The organism is Serratia proteamaculans, assembly GCF_013337185.1.
Classification (GTDB): Bacteria; Pseudomonadota; Gammaproteobacteria; order Enterobacterales; family Enterobacteriaceae; genus Serratia; species Serratia proteamaculans_D.
In genome coordinates, this window is the sequence record NZ_SWDE01000004.1 from 287876 (window position 1) to 303513 (window position 15638).

At 55.3% G+C, this 15638-nt stretch carries 11 protein-coding genes and 1 pseudogene; 8 read left to right on the plus strand and 4 right to left on the minus strand.

From position 1 onward, the window contains the following. Together FCL49_RS17540 and FCL49_RS17545 are read right to left on the minus strand one after the other, a co-directional pair. Positions 1-876, minus strand: coding sequence for a helix-turn-helix domain-containing protein (locus FCL49_RS17540; RefSeq protein WP_174354520.1), 876 nt, complete (start codon positions 874-876; stop codon positions 1-3). Positions 877-1084: 208 nt separating this feature from the next. After that, positions 1085-1642: a tyrosine-type DNA invertase gene (locus FCL49_RS17545; protein WP_174354521.1), complete on the minus strand. Its 558-nt coding sequence runs from the start codon at positions 1640-1642 to the stop codon at positions 1085-1087. Between the two features lie 553 nt (positions 1643-2195). On the opposite strand from FCL49_RS17545, the gene FCL49_RS17550 reads away from it, so the two are divergent. Continuing rightward, entirely contained in the window at positions 2196-4361 is a 2166-nt protein-coding gene (locus tag FCL49_RS17550; RefSeq protein WP_174354522.1) for a YgiQ family radical SAM protein, read from the plus strand. A 61-nt stretch (positions 4362-4422) separates the two neighbouring features. On the opposite strand, the gene FCL49_RS17555 is transcribed toward FCL49_RS17550, so the two are convergent. Both FCL49_RS17555 and FCL49_RS17560 read right to left on the minus strand, forming a co-directional pair. Further along, positions 4423-5028, minus strand: a complete 606-nt coding sequence (locus tag FCL49_RS17555) for a transglycosylase SLT domain-containing protein (protein ID WP_174354523.1) — start codon at positions 5026-5028, stop codon at positions 4423-4425. 38 nt (positions 5029-5066) lie between these two features. Further along, on the minus strand, positions 5067-6269 hold the full coding sequence (locus FCL49_RS17560) for an ROK family protein (protein ID WP_174354524.1): 1203 nt from the start codon (positions 6267-6269) through the stop codon (positions 5067-5069). A gap of 107 nt (positions 6270-6376) precedes the next feature. On the opposite strand from FCL49_RS17560, the gene FCL49_RS17565 reads away from it, so the two are divergent. From FCL49_RS17565 to FCL49_RS17595, 7 genes and pseudogenes are all read left to right on the plus strand, one after another. After that, positions 6377-9667, plus strand: coding sequence for a DUF5107 domain-containing protein (locus tag FCL49_RS17565; RefSeq protein ID WP_174354525.1), 3291 nt, complete (start codon positions 6377-6379; stop codon positions 9665-9667). Positions 9668-9683: 16 nt separating this feature from the next. Next, positions 9684-11099: pseudogene (locus tag FCL49_RS17570) on the plus strand (sugar porter family MFS transporter); the annotation flags it as partial. 18 nt (positions 11100-11117) lie between these two features. Next, entirely contained in the window at positions 11118-12005 is an 888-nt protein-coding gene (locus FCL49_RS17575) for an aldose 1-epimerase (protein ID WP_174354526.1), read from the plus strand. A gap of 146 nt (positions 12006-12151) precedes the next feature. Beyond that, entirely contained in the window at positions 12152-12463 is a 312-nt protein-coding gene (locus tag FCL49_RS17580; protein ID WP_174354527.1) for a PTS sugar transporter subunit IIB, read from the plus strand. A gap of 85 nt (positions 12464-12548) precedes the next feature. Beyond that, a complete protein-coding gene (locus FCL49_RS17585) occupies positions 12549-13868 on the plus strand; it encodes a PTS sugar transporter subunit IIC (protein ID WP_174354528.1) in 1320 nt (439 codons plus the stop codon). Further along, positions 13865-14194, plus strand: a complete 330-nt coding sequence (locus tag FCL49_RS17590) for a PTS lactose/cellobiose transporter subunit IIA (protein WP_037416601.1) — start codon at positions 13865-13867, stop codon at positions 14192-14194. The genes FCL49_RS17585 and FCL49_RS17590 overlap by 4 nt, the downstream gene beginning before the upstream one ends. Further along, positions 14191-15594: a GH1 family beta-glucosidase gene (locus FCL49_RS17595; RefSeq protein ID WP_174354529.1), complete on the plus strand. Its 1404-nt coding sequence runs from the start codon at positions 14191-14193 to the stop codon at positions 15592-15594. Before FCL49_RS17590 ends, FCL49_RS17595 begins: the two co-directional genes overlap by 4 nt. Positions 15595-15638 lie beyond the last annotated feature (44 nt).

The following is a 15638-nucleotide window of genomic DNA, read 5'->3' on the forward strand; positions in this document are numbered from 1 at the left end:
CTAGCCCTCTCTTGTCGCCAGGGTTCGCAGAGAAGAGGGGGTCTGACCGAACTGGCGACGAAACTGGGTGCTGAATTGCGCCGGTGCACTGAAACCGCATTGGGCGGAAATATCGGTCAGGGACAATGAGCTATTGATCACCAGTTGATATGCGCGTTCCAAACGGCGGAGCAGCACATACTGATAGGGCGGCAGGCCGAAATACTGTTTAAACACCCGGGAGAAATGGAAGGTGCTCAGCTCTGTGAGTTGGGCCAGCGCCTGAAGCGTGATGGTTTCGCCCAGGTTATCTTCGATATAACAGGCCAACCGATCTCGTTGCATCCTGGTCAGCGGTTCACGAGCAAGCGCTGAAGAGGATAAAACACGCTGATATTGTGAGGTTTCTGTCAACAATGCCAGCATCAGGGAAGTGGCATGCAATTCATCGCTGCTGGTTTTCAGGCTGGCACAGAGTTGTCTGATTAACGGGCTGCGGATATTGGCGAACGGCTCAATGCTCAACTCGGTTTTATCGCCAGGGCACGAGGCAATCAGTTCGGGTGAAATAGAAACGGCGGAATATTTAAGCGTGCCGTCGATGTAAGTCACCGCATCAAAGTCGCAGCCGTAGGGGATCATGTCCGCAACCTGGCCGATCGCTCGTTTGCAGGGGATACGTTTTTGGTCAAACCAAATGTCACCCTCAATGGTGTGCCCCCCTTCAGGGGTGAGAAAACTGTCGTAAACAATCAGCGTATGGCTGGGGCGAACCAGCTGAACCTGATGCGGGCCACTAACCGAAACGCTATCAACCTGGCCGTATTCCCAGTGGGTAGAATCAATAGTCAACTCGGTTTCGTGACGGTAACTAAACCCATTATTATCTTTGTTCATTATATTAGAGATTCCAATAATCTTAAGGGTAGATTGCCTAAGGTTCCATAACCTGGGATTAAATTATCTGTCCCACCTTGCATCTGCCTGGCGTTTTTAATTTATTTATATTGATGGCAAGGTTAGTCAGTGAGAATTAATCCTCACGAATATAAATTAATTCCTGGCAATATTATTTTTATCGGCATCCTGCCGCCTGGCGGCAAGATCAAAACTCAATAGCCTGAAAGCGCATGGCATTGCTGGCGGTATAGAGCACGGTGTGATGAATGTTTCGATGCCCTAAATAGTCCTGAATCAAACGTGTGTCAATTCCTTGATTAGCCAGACAATAACCACATGCATGGCGTAACATATGAGGATGGGTAGGGACGGGGATATTGGCATTTTTACCGTAGTCACGGATGAGCCGATAAATTTGCTGACGGGAAATACGCCCACCTTTACGTGAGAGGAAAAGCCAGGGTTGATCCGCATCGCGCCAACTTTTCCTGATTTCCAGCCAGATACTCAACATGGCGATCTCATTTTCATGTAATGGATGTTGCACGGAAAGGCCATTCTTCAAGCGTGTGATATAAATTCTTTTTGCATCCAATTCGATATTATCCAATGTCATGCCACTCAGTTCGCTGGCACGTAAACCGTGGATAAAACACATGCTGATCATGCATCGGTCACGCCAGGCATTTAAGCCTTTGTGGATGTTTTCTATCATGCTTTTTATTTCCGATTCATCCAGGTATTTTCTAACGCTTGATTTCACATTTACCTCCGTTGTATATATGTGCGGTGAAAATTAAACCATTTTTATTTTCTGAAATCCGTTATAGCAATCAATGTGTTTAGGATAAATCTTACCACTCCATGGTTGCATAATTATGATAATGTCTTCTACTTAATTATTGCTTGGATATTTTAATTATTGCTATATCGGTAATTGAGTTTTATATTTTTATAAAAAACAACGAGATAAGTTTTTTGTTTTTTGTTAAATTACCTGCTTTACAAGAATTGTCTTAAGTCATTTTTGTTATCTTTATGTATTAAATTAATTTTATATATTAATTTAATTAACAGAAGTGGGTTTTTTGTTTAGGTTGCCATGTTATTTATCGAACTTAGTCGTCTGACATATATGGTTAAGTCGGTGGGCGTTACATCCTGTCTCAGCTCCGGGGAGCTTTACCCAGCGGTACCTCATGGAGCGCTGGCCCTCACTCGGGATGTGACTAATGTGTGAAATAACCATGCTCTTTTTGCCACTAGTGCGTATAATCGCCGCCCGGCGATTAATTAACCTGTGAAAGAGCACCAGAATGAGCACGACCAGCCTGATCCAACCCGACCGTGAATTGTTTTCCTATAAGCCTTATTGGGCCGAATGTTATGGCACCGCGCCGTTTTTACCGATGTCGCGCGAAGAGATGGATCAACTGGGCTGGGACAGCTGCGATGTGATCATTATCAGTGGCGACGCCTATGTCGACCACCCAAGTTTTGGTATGGCCATCATCGGCCGTATGCTGGAAGCGCAGGGCTTCCGCGTCGGCATCATTGCGCAGCCGGACTGGAGCAATAAAGAAGACTTTATGCGTTTGGGCAAACCGAACCTGTTCTTCGGCATCACCGCCGGCAACATGGATTCGATGATCAACCGCTATACCGCCGACCGCAAGCTGCGTCACGATGACGCCTACACCGCCGGCAACGTGGGTGGCAAACGCCCGGATCGCGCGACGCTGGTTTACAGCCAACGCTGTAAAGAAGCTTATAAAGACGTGCCAATCGTACTGGGCGGCATTGAAGCCAGCCTGCGCCGCATCGCCCACTATGATTACTGGTCGGATACCGTACGCCGTTCGGTGCTGGTGGACTCCAAAGCCGATATGCTGATCTACGGCAACGGCGAGCGCCCGCTGGTGGAAGTAGCGCACCGTCTGGCCGCCGGCGAAAAAATCAGTGAAATCCATGATATCCGCAATACGGCGGTGATGCGCAAGGGCGCGTTACCAGGCTGGACTGGCGTAGATTCTACCCGTCTGGATAAGCCAGGCCGCATTGAGCCTATTCCAAACCCTTACGGCGACGATCTGCCCTGCGCCGACGGCGGCAAGCCGGAACCGGAAGCCAAACCGGTGACCGTTCGCGCGGCCAAACCGAAGCCGTGGGAAAAAACCTACGTGTTGTTGCCTTCCTTTGAGAAGGTGAAGGCCGACAAGGTGCTGTATGCGCACACCTCGCGTATTCTGCACCATGAAACCAACCCGGGCTGTGCCCGTGCGCTGATGCAGTCACATGGCGATCGCTACGTGTGGATCAACCCGCCGGCCATCCCGTTGACTACGCCGGAAATGGACAGCGTGTTTGCCCTGCCGTACCAGCGTATTCCGCACCCGTCCTACGGCAAGGAAACCATTCCGGCCTATGACATGATCCGCTTCTCGGTCAACATCATGCGCGGCTGCTACGGCGGTTGTTCATTCTGTTCGATCACTGAGCATGAAGGGCGCATCATCCAGAGCCGTTCGGAAGACTCCATCATTCGTGAAATCGAAGAGATCCGTGACAAGGTGCCGGGCTTTACCGGCGTGATCTCCGATCTGGGTGGCCCGACGGCCAACATGTACATGCTGCGCTGCACCAACCCGCGCGCCGAGCAGACCTGCCGCCGCGCCTCGTGCGTGTACCCGGAAATCTGCACCTACATGGACACCAACCACGAGCCGACCATCAAGCTGTACCGCCGTGCGCGTTCACTGGAGGGCATCAAGAAGATCCTGATCGCCTCAGGCGTACGTTACGATCTGGCGGTGGAAGATCCGCGTTATATCAAAGAGCTGGCTACCCACCACGTGGGCGGTTATTTGAAGATTGCCCCGGAACACACCGAGGAAGGCCCGCTGTCGAAAATGATGAAGCCGGGCATGGGCAGCTACGATCGCTTTAAACAGCTGTTTGACCATTACTCCAAGCTGGCGGGCAAAGAGCAGTACCTGATCCCGTATTTCATCTCTTCGCATCCGGGCACCCGCGATGAAGATATGGTGAACCTGGCGTTGTGGTTGAAGAAAAACCGTTTCCGCCTCGACCAGGTGCAGAACTTCTATCCGTCACCGATGGCTAACTCCACCACCATGTATTACAGCGGTAAAAACCCGCTGAGTCGGGTCGGTTACAAGAGTGAAGATGTGGTGATCCCGAAGGGCGATCGTCAGCGTCGTCTGCACAAGGCGCTGTTGCGTTATCACGATCCGGCCAACTGGGCGATGATCCGTACCGCGCTGGAAGAGATGGGCATGAAGCACCTGATCGGCAGCCGTCGCGAGTGTCTGGTACCGGCACCAAGTATCGACGAGCAGCGTGAAGCCAAGCGCTTGCAGCGCCATACCCGTCCGGCGCTGACCAAGCACACTGACATCACTCGTCAGCGTACACCGACCAATAAGCCGCCGCGCAAGCCAATCCGCAACAGCAAGCCGTAACTGTTAAGCCAACGTTTAAAGGAAAAGGAGAACCCGCGGGTTCTCCTTTTTTGCGTTTAAATCAAAGTTGATCGTAGGCGGCTTCTACTTTCATCAAGTGGCGTGGTGCCTGCGGGGCGGGATGATATTTACGGATATGCCAGTCAAAGGCTTCCGGCGACAGATTGTTAATCATCGAGATAGCCTGCTGGCGGTTGCTGGAGAAGGTCCGCAACAGCGCGCCGGTGCCGTTGACGTAGGCGATGATGGTGGCGTAGCGCATATTGACCGGATTGTTGATCCCCTTAAGCTGCTGTTTTTGCAGCACGGCAATATAGGCGGCGCCGAGATCAATATTGGTATCAGGATCCAGCAGATCGTCTTCGTCCGGGCAGCCGCGTTTGCCTTTGTAGCGATAGGCGTCACAACCTGCGGTATCGGCTTTCAACTGCATTAACCCTATGGCATTTGACCGGCTGATGGCGGCCGGGTTAAAGCCGGATTCCACCTTAATCATTGCGGCGATCAGCTTTTGATCGACATCGTATTTATCCGCAGCATCTTCAATGGCATCATCAAAAGCGTGAGCATTGTAGCTGGTACGCGGTTTTTTGCTGGAACAACCGGCCAGGATCAGCATCAGGCAGACCATGCCTGCGCGCGACCAGAGTCGTAGAGTGGGGTTCATGGTGCTCCGTATTGTTTTTGCTGGGATAAAGTCGGGCATCATAGCATTTCCGTCAGTGCCTGTTCGACATACAGATAGCCTATCCCCGTCACCTGTTGCGCGCGCGTCAGTTGGCCAAAGCCGATATGCGTGGCCTGGGCCTGGATCTGGTCATGCCGGTCAAAAGGGTTAAATCCGGTCTGACTGATGATGGTGTCCAGCCAGGCCTGACCAAATCCACAGCTGCGCCCGTAGAGATAAATACGGTTGATATTGAGGATATTAAGGAAGTTATACAGGCTCAGGCCAATTGCCTGGGCGGCGCGTTGGACCAGCACCTGCAACGCAGCATCGCCCTGATGATAACGGGCAATCAGTTCGGCGGTGGTGGGGGTTTTAATCCTTTCGCCTTCCTGCTGTGCCCAGGGCGCGACCTTGAGCTGAATGCGGGCCTTTTTCTTCAGCGCCGACAGCGAAGCGATGGTTTCCAGGCAGCCGTAACGGCCGCAGGAGCAAAGGCCGCCATCGGGGTCGACAATGGTATGGCCAATCTGGCCACTGCCAAACAGGCTGCCCCGGTAAATCTGCTGATTAATCACAAATGACGAACCTATGCCATAATCGACGTTAATCACGCAAAAATCCTGCAAATTAGCGTTATTTTGCCACTTTTCTGCCAGTCCCAGCATCACGCAGTCGTTATCGAGCAAAACCTCGGTCTTCAGGCGCTCTTCCAGCAGGTATTTTATCTCTATCGGGCCTTCCCACGGGGCCTGCGGCATACGTTGGGACACCCCGGTCAGCGGGTTGACCTGGCCGTGGATCGACAGGGCTATTTTTAGCGGCATGCCCTGCTGGCGGCTGTGCAGATGATAGATTTGCACCATTTCCTGCAGCATCGCCTGCGGCGTGGTAGCGACGATCGGCTGTGGGGTGAAGGGGCTGCAGGCGGTCATCAGGCCGTCCACCACGATACTTTCAATCAGATAAGGGGAGACATTCAGGCAAAGAATACGTTGTCCGGCGGCGGCGATGCGGTAACTGCCGCCACCCAGGCCGCGGCTGTGTAGGTTGTGCGGGTCGTGTTCTACCCGCTGATCTTCCTGCAGTTCATCAAGAATTTTGCCGACCGCAGGAATAGACAGCTGCGAAAGCCGTGCCAGCGTCGACTTACTGGCGACCTTTTCCCGGTACAGCAGCGCGCACAGCACCCGTTTATTAAAATTGCGCACCCGCTGGTTATTCAAACCTTGTAATGCCATTCAATAAACTCCGTTTAGTGTATTGCGTGATGGTAGCGCATAAAGTCATCAATCCCGTCATCTAGACTGCCTGAAACGCAATGTTCAGTATTTTTAGAGAGGAAAGCATGCACGGGACAGTCAAGGTTTGGCAAGAACAGGTTGAATTACCCACCTACGGCACCGGCGAACAGGACTCGCACCCGATGTTCCTGGAAAATCGCGTCTATCAGGGATCTTCCGGCGCGGTTTACCCTTATGGCGTGATTGATACCCTGAGCGGTGAAAAATCCCTGCGCCGCTATCAGGCGGTGTATCTGGAAAACGACTACCTGCGCGTGATGCTGCTGCCGGAGCTGGGCGGGCGTATTCATCGGGCCTACGACAAAGTGCAGCAGCGTGATTTTGTCTACCACAACGAGGTGGTCAAGCCGGCGTTGGTGGGGCTGTTGGGGCCGTGGATCTCCGGGGGCATCGAGTTTAACTGGCCGCAGCACCACCGCCCGACCACCTACATGCCGGTGGACTGCCAGATTCAACAGCATGATAACGGCGCGCAGACCGTCTGGCTGGGGGAAGTGGAGCCGATGCGCGGCCTGCAGGTGATGGCCGGTTTCACTCTGTATCCTGACCGCGCGCTGATCGAAATCAGCGCCAGGATCTTTAACGCCAACCCGACGCCGCGCCATTTCCTTTGGTGGGCCAACCCGGCAGTGAAGGGCGGCGACGATCACCAAAGCGTGTTCCCACCGGATGTGACCGCCGTTTTTGACCACGGCAAGCGCGATGTCTCCTCGTTCCCTATCGCTACCGGCACCTACTACAAGGTGGATTACTCGGCCGGGGTGGATATTTCACGCTACAAGAATATCCCGGTGCCGACGTCTTATATGGCGCATAAGTCCGACTATGACTTCGTCGGGGCCTACAGCCACGATGAACAGGGCGGTTTGCTGCATATCGCCGATCACCATGTGTCACCCGGCAAGAAGCAATGGAGCTGGGGCCACGGCGAGTTTGGTCAGGCCTGGGATCGCAATCTGACCGACAACAATGGCCCGTACATTGAGCTGATGACCGGGGTCTACACCGATAACCAGCCGGATTTCACCTGGCTCGATGCCTATGAAGAAAAATGCTTCGTGCAGAATTTCCTGCCTTACAACACCCTCGGTATGGTGCAGAACGCCAACACCCGGGCGGCGCTAAAGTTGGAAAGTGACGGGCGACAACTGGTGTGGGGGCTGTATGCGGTTGCGCCGCTGGCGCAGTATCGGCTGGTGGTCCGCAGTGATAGTGACCAACAGCTATTGCTCGACCGCCGTATCGATCTCAACCCCGGCGCGGCCTTGATGGAGACCATGACCGGTGATTTCCCAGGTCGCCTGACGATTGAATTGTTGGACTCACAGGGGGGCTGCGTACTCAGCTATCGTCAGCATCAGGCCGATCCGGCGGCAGAGTTGCCGCAGCCGGCCAAAGCACCGCCGCTGGCCGGGCAAATCAGCAGTGCCGATGAGGCCTGGTTTATCGGCCAGCATCTGGAGCAATACAACCATGCCAGCCGTTCGGCATTCGACTATTACCAGCGCGGTTTGACGCTGGATCCGCTTGATTATCGCTGCAATCTGGCCCTGGCGACGCTGGAATATAACCGCGCCAATTTTGCACGTGCCATTGCCTATGCTGACGATGCGCTGGCGCGCGCTCACCACCTTAACCGTAACCCACAGTGCGGCTTGGCCAGCCTGATCCGCGGCTGCGCGCATGAGCAAGTGGGTGACGACAGCACAGCCTATGAAGATTTCTACCGCGCAATCTGGAGCGGCAATGGCAAACCGGGCGGCTTCTACGGCCTGGCTCGAGTGGCGGCGCGGCGCGGGGATAATTCGCAGGCGCTGGAGTTTTGCGAAAGCAGCCTGAGCGTTAATGCCAGCCATTATCCGTTGATCGCTCTCAAGGCATGGTTGTTGCAGCGCCTGGGACAGGGGGAACAGAGCCTGGCCTATATTGCGCAGCAACTGGCTGCCCGCCCGTTGCATTACAGCCTGTATTACCTGCGCTATGCGCAAACCCGCGAAGCGGCCGATTTACAGCGGTTGCGTACGGTGACCGGTTGCCGTGGCATCAATGCGCTGACCATGGCCGGTCAACTCTGTGAATGGGGGGCCAAACCGCAGGCGATTGAACTGCTGACGCTGCTCGACAGCCAGGAAAGCCTGCCGCTTTATCTGCTGGCCAGCTTGCGCAAAGGCGAGGTCAGCGATAGCGAATACCAGCAGTTGCTGGCGCAGGCGCGTGACAGCTTTAGCCGACAGGTGCGCTTCCCCAATACCCTGAACGAAGTACAGATGCTGAGCCAATTGCCGGAGTGCGATTTTGCGCAGTACCTGTTGGGGTGTTTTCATTACAGCAAACGCAACTACTCGCAGGCGGTGGCACTGTGGCAGCGCTGCGTCGAACGGCAACCGGGGTTTGCCGATGCCTGGCGCAATCTGGGGATCTACAGCTTCAACAAGCTCCAGCAGCATGACGTTGCGCTGGAATATCTGCAACGGGCATTCAGGCTACAGCCCGACGATGCCCGGCTGTTGTTCGAACTGGATCAATTGAATAAGCATCTTCGGGCCGCGCCTGAACAACGGCTGGCCTTGCTGGAGCAACACCTGCCGGTGGTGGCCAGGCGTGACGACCTCACCGCCGAACTGCTGAGCCTGTACAACCAGTGCGGCCGGTTGCGTGAGGCGCAACAGGCTCTGCAACAGCGGCAGTTCCACCCGTGGGAAGGCGGAGAAGGCAAGGTCACTGGCCAGTACCTGATCAACCTGCAGCGGTTGGCATTTCAGGCGCTACAGCAGGGTGAGCCACAGCAGGCGCAGGCCTGGCTGCTGTCAGCCTTGCACTACCCGCACAATCTGGGGGAAGGGCGGCTGGCCGGGCAAAGCGATAACGATCTCTACTATTGGCTCGGCATCTGTGCCGCCCGGCAAGGTGACTCTGACGCCGCCGCCGGCTACTGGCAGCAGGCCTGCGTCGGGCAGGGTGACCTGACGCAAAGCCGTTACTACAACGATCAACCGGTGGACTATCTGTTCTATCGCGGCATGGCACTCAAACAACTGGGGCAGTCAGCCCAGGCCGAACAGCTGTTCAGGCAAATGCAGCTGTGGGTGCAGCAGCAGTCCGGGCAGGTGCCCGGTGCCGATTTCTTCGCGGTTTCGCTGCCGGACCTGATGGCATTGGACAACGACCTGCAGCAGGCGCACCAACAGCATTGCCTGTTGGTGGCGGCGCTGGCCCAACTGGGGTTAGGGCAGTTAACGGCGGCGCAGCAGACGTTGAAAGCGTTGCTGGCTTGCAATCCTGCGCATGACAAAGCGCGTCTATTCAGTGTACTGGCCGACGCGTTAGCGAGCTGATGCCAGAAGGAGAACGGATGTGACGAACAATAATAAACTGAACATGCCCTATGTCTGGACTATCTGCCTGGTTGCCGCCTGTGGTGGCCTGTTGTTTGGCTATGACTGGGTGGTGATCGGCGGTGCCAAGCCGTTCTACGAGGCTTATTTCGGCATTACCGATCCCGCGCAGTCCGGCTGGGCGATGAGCTCAGCGCTGGTGGGCTGCATTTTTGGTGCCCTGATCTCGGGCCTGTTGTCGGATCGTTTTGGCCGAAAGTTGCCGTTGGCGATCGCCGCGCTAACCTTCGTGATCTCCGCCTGGGGCACCGCCATGGCCACCAGTTTTGACGCCTTTATTGTGTATCGCATTGTCGGCGGTGTCGGTATTGGCCTGGCTTCGGCGCTGTCGCCGATGTATATCGCCGAAGTCAGCCCGGCAGCCCAGCGCGGCCGCTTCGTGGCGGTGAACCAACTGACCATTGTGATTGGGGTGCTGGCGGCGCAGTTGATCAATCTGTTGATCGCCGATCCGGTGGCGGCCAATGCCAGCCAGGCCGATCTGCTGGCCAGCTGGAATGGGCAAATTGGCTGGCGTTATATGTTCGGTGCCGAACTGGTTCCGGCGCTGGCTTTCCTGCTGTTGATGCTGGTGGTGCCGGAGTCCCCGCGCTGGCTGGCGAAAGCCGGGCGTCATGAAAAGGCACAGCGTGTATTGCGGCGTATTGGCAACGAGCAATATGCACAGCAAACGCTGGCGGAGATCCGTCAGACTTTGGGCAAGGACAGTGGCAAGGTGCCATTCCGCGCGTTATTGCGCAGCGACGTACGGCCGGTGCTGGTGATTGGCATTGTGCTGGCGGTTTTCCAGCAGTGGTGCGGTATCAACGTGATCTTCAACTATGCGCAGGAGATCTTCGCTTCGGCAGGGTTTGATATTAACGATACCCTGAAGTCGATCGTCGCCACCGGATTGATCAATCTGATCTTCACCTTGCTGGCCCTGCCGCTGGTGGATCGCATTGGTCGTCGCCGCTTGATGTTGATTGGTGCCTGTGGATTAACGGCGATCTACCTGCTGATGGCGGCGGCTTACGCCTATGGTTTGCTGGGGTTGCCGGTGTTGCTGTTGGTGTTGGTCGCCATTGCTATCTATGCCGTCACTCTCGCACCGGTCACCTGGGTATTGCTGTCTGAAATCTTCCCCAACCGCATTCGCGGCGCGGCAATGGCCGCGGGCACCTTTGCCCTGTGGGTGGCCTGCTTTGTGCTGACCTACAGCTTCCCACTGCTGAATGCGGCATTGGGCGCGGCGGGCAGTTTCCTGCTGTATGGCGGCATTTGTCTGGCCGGTGCGTTGTTCATCTACGCCAGAGTGCCGGAAACCAAAGGCATTACGCTGGAGGCACTGGAAGAGCAACTGGTGCCGGCCATCAGCCGCGAAAATTCATAATCTGAATCGGGAGGCGATATGGCGATGTTTTACCTGGATAACGACAGCCTGTCGCTGGTGGTTTCCTCATTGGGCGGCAGCGTACTTAAACTGGCTGCGCGCAGCGCAGGGCGGGAGATCCCGCTACTGCGGCCTGCAGCGCTCAATGCAACCACCCCGGCGCAGCAGGCGGGTTGTTTTCCGCTGGTTCCCTTTGGTAACCGGGTGAACCAAAATCGGTTCAGTTTCGAAGGGCGAGACTACGTGCTCAGCGCCAATACGGCTGGAGATAGGCATTACCTGCATGGCGATGGTTGGCTGCAGCCATGGCAGTGCATTGAGCAACGCAGCGATTTCCTCCGTTTGCGTTATCAGCACCGGCAAGGGCCTTATCAGTACCGGGTCGATCAGTGTTTTACCCTGGAGCGGCAGCAACTCAGGTTGGAATTGACCGTGGAGCATCGCGGCGAAAACCCGATGCCCTACGGATTGGGCTGGCACCCTTTTTTCCCCTTAACGCCGCATACCCGGCTGCAGGCACCGGCGGATGCCTGTTGGCTGGAGGCCGAAGAGTGGCTGCCGGGTGAACAGGTACCGCTTGGCGAGGACATGGACTTCAACCGCCTGGCCGCGTTACCGCGTCGCTGGCTGAATAACGGGTTTAGCGGCTGGAATGGTCAGGCAAGCATTCATTGGCCGGAGCAGGGGCTCAGGCTGCAAATGAACACCGAACCTGCCTGCCCGGTGTACTTTATGTTTATTTCCGATCCGGCCTTCAGCCCGGGTTACCAGTTCGAGTTCTTCTGCCTGGAGCCGATGACGCATGCGGCCAATGGCCATAACATGCTGGGGCTGGGTGGGCTGCGACGTCTGGTCAAGGGGGAGCGTTTCAGTCAGGTCTTGCGGCTCAGTTATTCAGCGCTTTAAGCCCGAAAATTAAAATTCGGATCTTCTTCACAGAACCCGCTCAAACCCAGTAACCGGTTACTGAAACCGGTTGCTGTTTTTTCGTTTTTGAAACCATACTCATTTCTCAACTGACTGATTTGCACCTATTGGCAACAGGAGAACGAATGAAAAAAATATTCTTATGCTGCGCCGCCGGTATGTCCACCAGCATGGTGGTGAGTAAAATGAAAAAGTCCGCCGAACAGCAGGGTATTGAGGTGGATATTATTGCCGTGGGCATTGATGAGTTTGAAACCACGCTGGCGAATTACCAATGCTGCCTGCTTGGGCCACAGATTAAATATAAGTTGGCCGATTTTAAAAAGATTGCCGACAGGGAAAATAAACCGATCGCGGTTATCAACAGCATGGATTATGGCATGATGCGCGGCGATAAAATTCTCGCCGAAGCCTTAACGATGCTCGCGCAACACTAATCCCACCTGGGCGCCTGCTGCAGCCTGTTGCCGCCGGCTTTCTCGCCCTGTGACCATTGACTCAGAACGTCCCGAGGGTTGAACCATGAGTATCAGCCAGGCCGCATTCAATTTCATTGAAAACCGCATCAGTCCCATTGCCGGAAGATTATCGACCCAGCGACATATTATGGCGATCCGCGACGGTTTTATTTCCGCGATGCCGTTTATGATCGTCGGCTCATTTTTACTGGTATTTGCCTACCCGCCTTTTTCGGCCGACAGCAGTTGGGGAATAGCTCAATGGTGGCTGGGTGCGGCGGAAAAACATCAGGTCGCTATTCTTACCCCGTTTAATATGACCATGGGGATTATGTCGATTTATATTACTGCCGCCATCGCTTATAACCTGGCACAGAGTTATAAACTCGATCCCTTTATGGCGGCGATGCTGGCGCTGATGTCGTTTTTGCTGGTCGCCGCGCCGCAGACCGAAAAGATGCTGCCGACCGCTGCGTTGGGGGGCGTGGGGATCTTCACCGCCATTTTGGTGGCGGTTTACACAACCGAACTGATCCGTTTTCTCAAGCTGCACAATATCGGCATCTCATTACCGGAACAGGTGCCGGCCAAGATCAAACAGTCGTTCGATTTGCTGATCCCGATCCTGGCGGTAGTGATCACCCTGTACCCGCTCAGCCTGCTGGTGCAGCACCAGTTTAATTTACTGTTGCCGCAGGCGATCATGGCGCTGTTCCAGCCGCTGATTTCCGCCGCCGACTCGTTGCCGGCGATCCTGTTGGCGGTACTGATCGGCCATTTATTGTGGTTCGCCGGTATTCATGGCGCGGTGATCGTCTCCGGTATGCTGCAGGCATTCTGGCTGACCAATTTGGGCATCAATCAGGATGCCTTGGCCGCGAGCCAGCCAATGCCGCATATCTTTATGGAAGCTTTCTGGACCTTCTTTATCGTCATCGGCGGATCCGGCGCGACCTTTGGGCTGGTGTTGCTTTACCTGCGCAGCCGTTCGGCGCACCTGCGTTCGATCGGCAAGCTGAGCCTGGTGCCGAGCTGTTTCAATATCAATGAACCGGTGATCTTCGGTACGCCGATCGTTATGAACCCCACCTTTTTTATCCCGTTTATCACCGCACCGATCGTCAATTCGATCATTGCCTATGCGGCCGTGAAGCTGGATCTGATTGGCCGCGTGATCTCGGTAGTGCCCTGGACGGCACCGGCACCGATTGGCGCCGCCTGGGCCACCGGCTGGGATTTCCGTGCCGCACTGCTGGTGCTGCTGTTGGCGGCGGTATCGGCGCTGATTTACTACCCGTTCTTCAAGGTCTATGAGCAGCAGTTGCTGGATCAGGAAGTGAGCGAAGCCGAGCAGATTGAACCAACGCAGGGAGTCACCGAATGATGGATATGGAAACGGCAGTCATGGAGTTGATCATCAACGCCGGTGAGGCACGCAGTTGCGCCATGCAGGCGCTGTACGCGGCGCGGAAGTATCAGTGGGATCAGGTAGATATTTTGCTGGCGGAGTCGCAGTTGGCGGCGAAGCGCGCTCATGCCACCCAGACCGAGCTGATCGGTTTTGACGAGGGGGAAGGCAAGCTGCCGGTCAATCTGATTATGGTGCACGCGCAGGACCACATCATGAACGCCATGCTGGCGCGCGATCTGGTGGAGGAACTGGTGAGAATTTACCGATTACTGGAGCAGAACGGGGTGCAAAACCAATGAGCGTATTTCCGAAGGATTTCCTGTGGGGGGCGGCGACCGCGTCTTATCAGGTTGAGGGCGGCTTTGATGCCGACGGCAAAGGCCTGTCCAACTGGGACTTGTTCTCCCATCTACCCGGTACGACCTATCAGGGCACCAACGGTGACGTCGCGGTCGATCACTACCACCGTTTCCGCGAAGACGTGGCGCTGATGGCCGAGCTGGGGATGCAGACCTACCGATTTTCGATCTCCTGGCCACGATTGTTGCCGCAGGGGCGGGGCGAGGTCAACGAAGCCGGGATCCAATTCTACAGTGACTTGATCGACGAGTTGCTCAGGCACAACATCAAACCGATGATCACCCTGTACCACTGGGATCTGCCGCAGGCGCTGCAGGATGAATTTGGCGGTTGGGAATCGCGTGAGATCGTCGAGGCTTTCGATGAATATGCCCGTCTGTGCTATCAGCGTTTTGGCGACCGCGTCGAACTCTGGTCGACCTTTAACGAAACCATCGTATTTATTGGTATGGGTTATATCACCGGGGCGCATCCACCCAAGCTGACCGATCCGAAGAAGGGCATTCAGGCTTGCCACCATGTGTTCCTGGCCAATGCCAGCGCGGTGAAAAGCTTCCGTGAAATGAAGATCAACGGTCAGATCGGCTTCGTCAACGTGCTGCAACCCAACGATCCGATCAGCGACTCGCCAGAAGATCGCCGCGCCTGCGAGTTAGCCGAGGGGATCTTTACCCATTGGCTGTACGATCCAGTACTGAAGGGGGAATACCCGGCAGAGCTGTTGGCGATGGCGCAGCAGGCCTTTGGCGTACCGCATTTTGCGCCGGGTGATGAGGCGTTGCTGAAGGGCAATATCGTCGATTTTATCGGCCTTAATTACTACAAGCGCGAAATGGTGGCACATAACGACGACGTTGAGGGTTACGCGATCAACACCAGTGGCCAGAAGGGCAGCGGACGTGAACTGGGCTTTAAGGGGCTGTTTAAACTGGTGCGCAACCCGAACGGTGTTTACACCGACTGGGATTGGGAGGTTTACCCGCAGGGGCTGACCGATGCCATTGGTCGCATCGTCAAACGCTACGGCAACATTCCGATCTACATCACCGAGAACGGGCTGGGTGCCAAGGATCCGATTGTCGAGGGGGAAGTGCGCGATCAACCGCGCATTGACTATCTGCGCGATCATATTCAGGCGATCGGTGCCGCGATCGAGCTGGGTGCTGATGTGCGCGGTTACTATCCCTGGTCGTTTATCGATCTGCTTTCCTGGCTCAACGGATATCAAAAGCAGTACGGCTTTGTGTATGTCGATCACGACAACAATTTGGCACGCAAGAAGAAGCAGAGCTTTGGCTGGTATCAGCGGGTGATCGCCACCAACGGCGAGCAACTGTAACGGGGAATAAAATAGCCCTCTCTTGAAAGAGAGGGCTGGGTAGC

Excerpts from the sequence above, each read along its gene's own strand:
- FCL49_RS17540 (WP_174354520.1), bottom strand. The coding sequence starts at position 876 with ATGAACAAAGATAATAATGGGTTTAGTTACCGTCACGAAACCGAGTTG.
- FCL49_RS17550 (WP_174354522.1), top strand. The coding sequence starts at position 2,196 with ATGAGCACGACCAGCCTGATCCAACCCGACCGTGAATTGTTTTCCTAT.
- FCL49_RS17555 (WP_174354523.1), bottom strand. The coding sequence starts at position 5,028 with ATGAACCCCACTCTACGACTCTGGTCGCGCGCAGGCATGGTCTGCCTG.
- FCL49_RS17560 (WP_174354524.1), bottom strand. The coding sequence starts at position 6,269 with ATGGCATTACAAGGTTTGAATAACCAGCGGGTGCGCAATTTTAATAAA.
- FCL49_RS17565 (WP_174354525.1), top strand. The coding sequence starts at position 6,377 with ATGCACGGGACAGTCAAGGTTTGGCAAGAACAGGTTGAATTACCCACC.
- FCL49_RS17575 (WP_174354526.1), top strand. The coding sequence starts at position 11,118 with ATGGCGATGTTTTACCTGGATAACGACAGCCTGTCGCTGGTGGTTTCC.
- FCL49_RS17580 (WP_174354527.1), top strand. The coding sequence starts at position 12,152 with ATGAAAAAAATATTCTTATGCTGCGCCGCCGGTATGTCCACCAGCATG.
- FCL49_RS17585 (WP_174354528.1), top strand. The coding sequence starts at position 12,549 with ATGAGTATCAGCCAGGCCGCATTCAATTTCATTGAAAACCGCATCAGT.
- FCL49_RS17590 (WP_037416601.1), top strand. The coding sequence starts at position 13,865 with ATGATGGATATGGAAACGGCAGTCATGGAGTTGATCATCAACGCCGGT.
- FCL49_RS17595 (WP_174354529.1), top strand. The coding sequence starts at position 14,191 with ATGAGCGTATTTCCGAAGGATTTCCTGTGGGGGGCGGCGACCGCGTCT.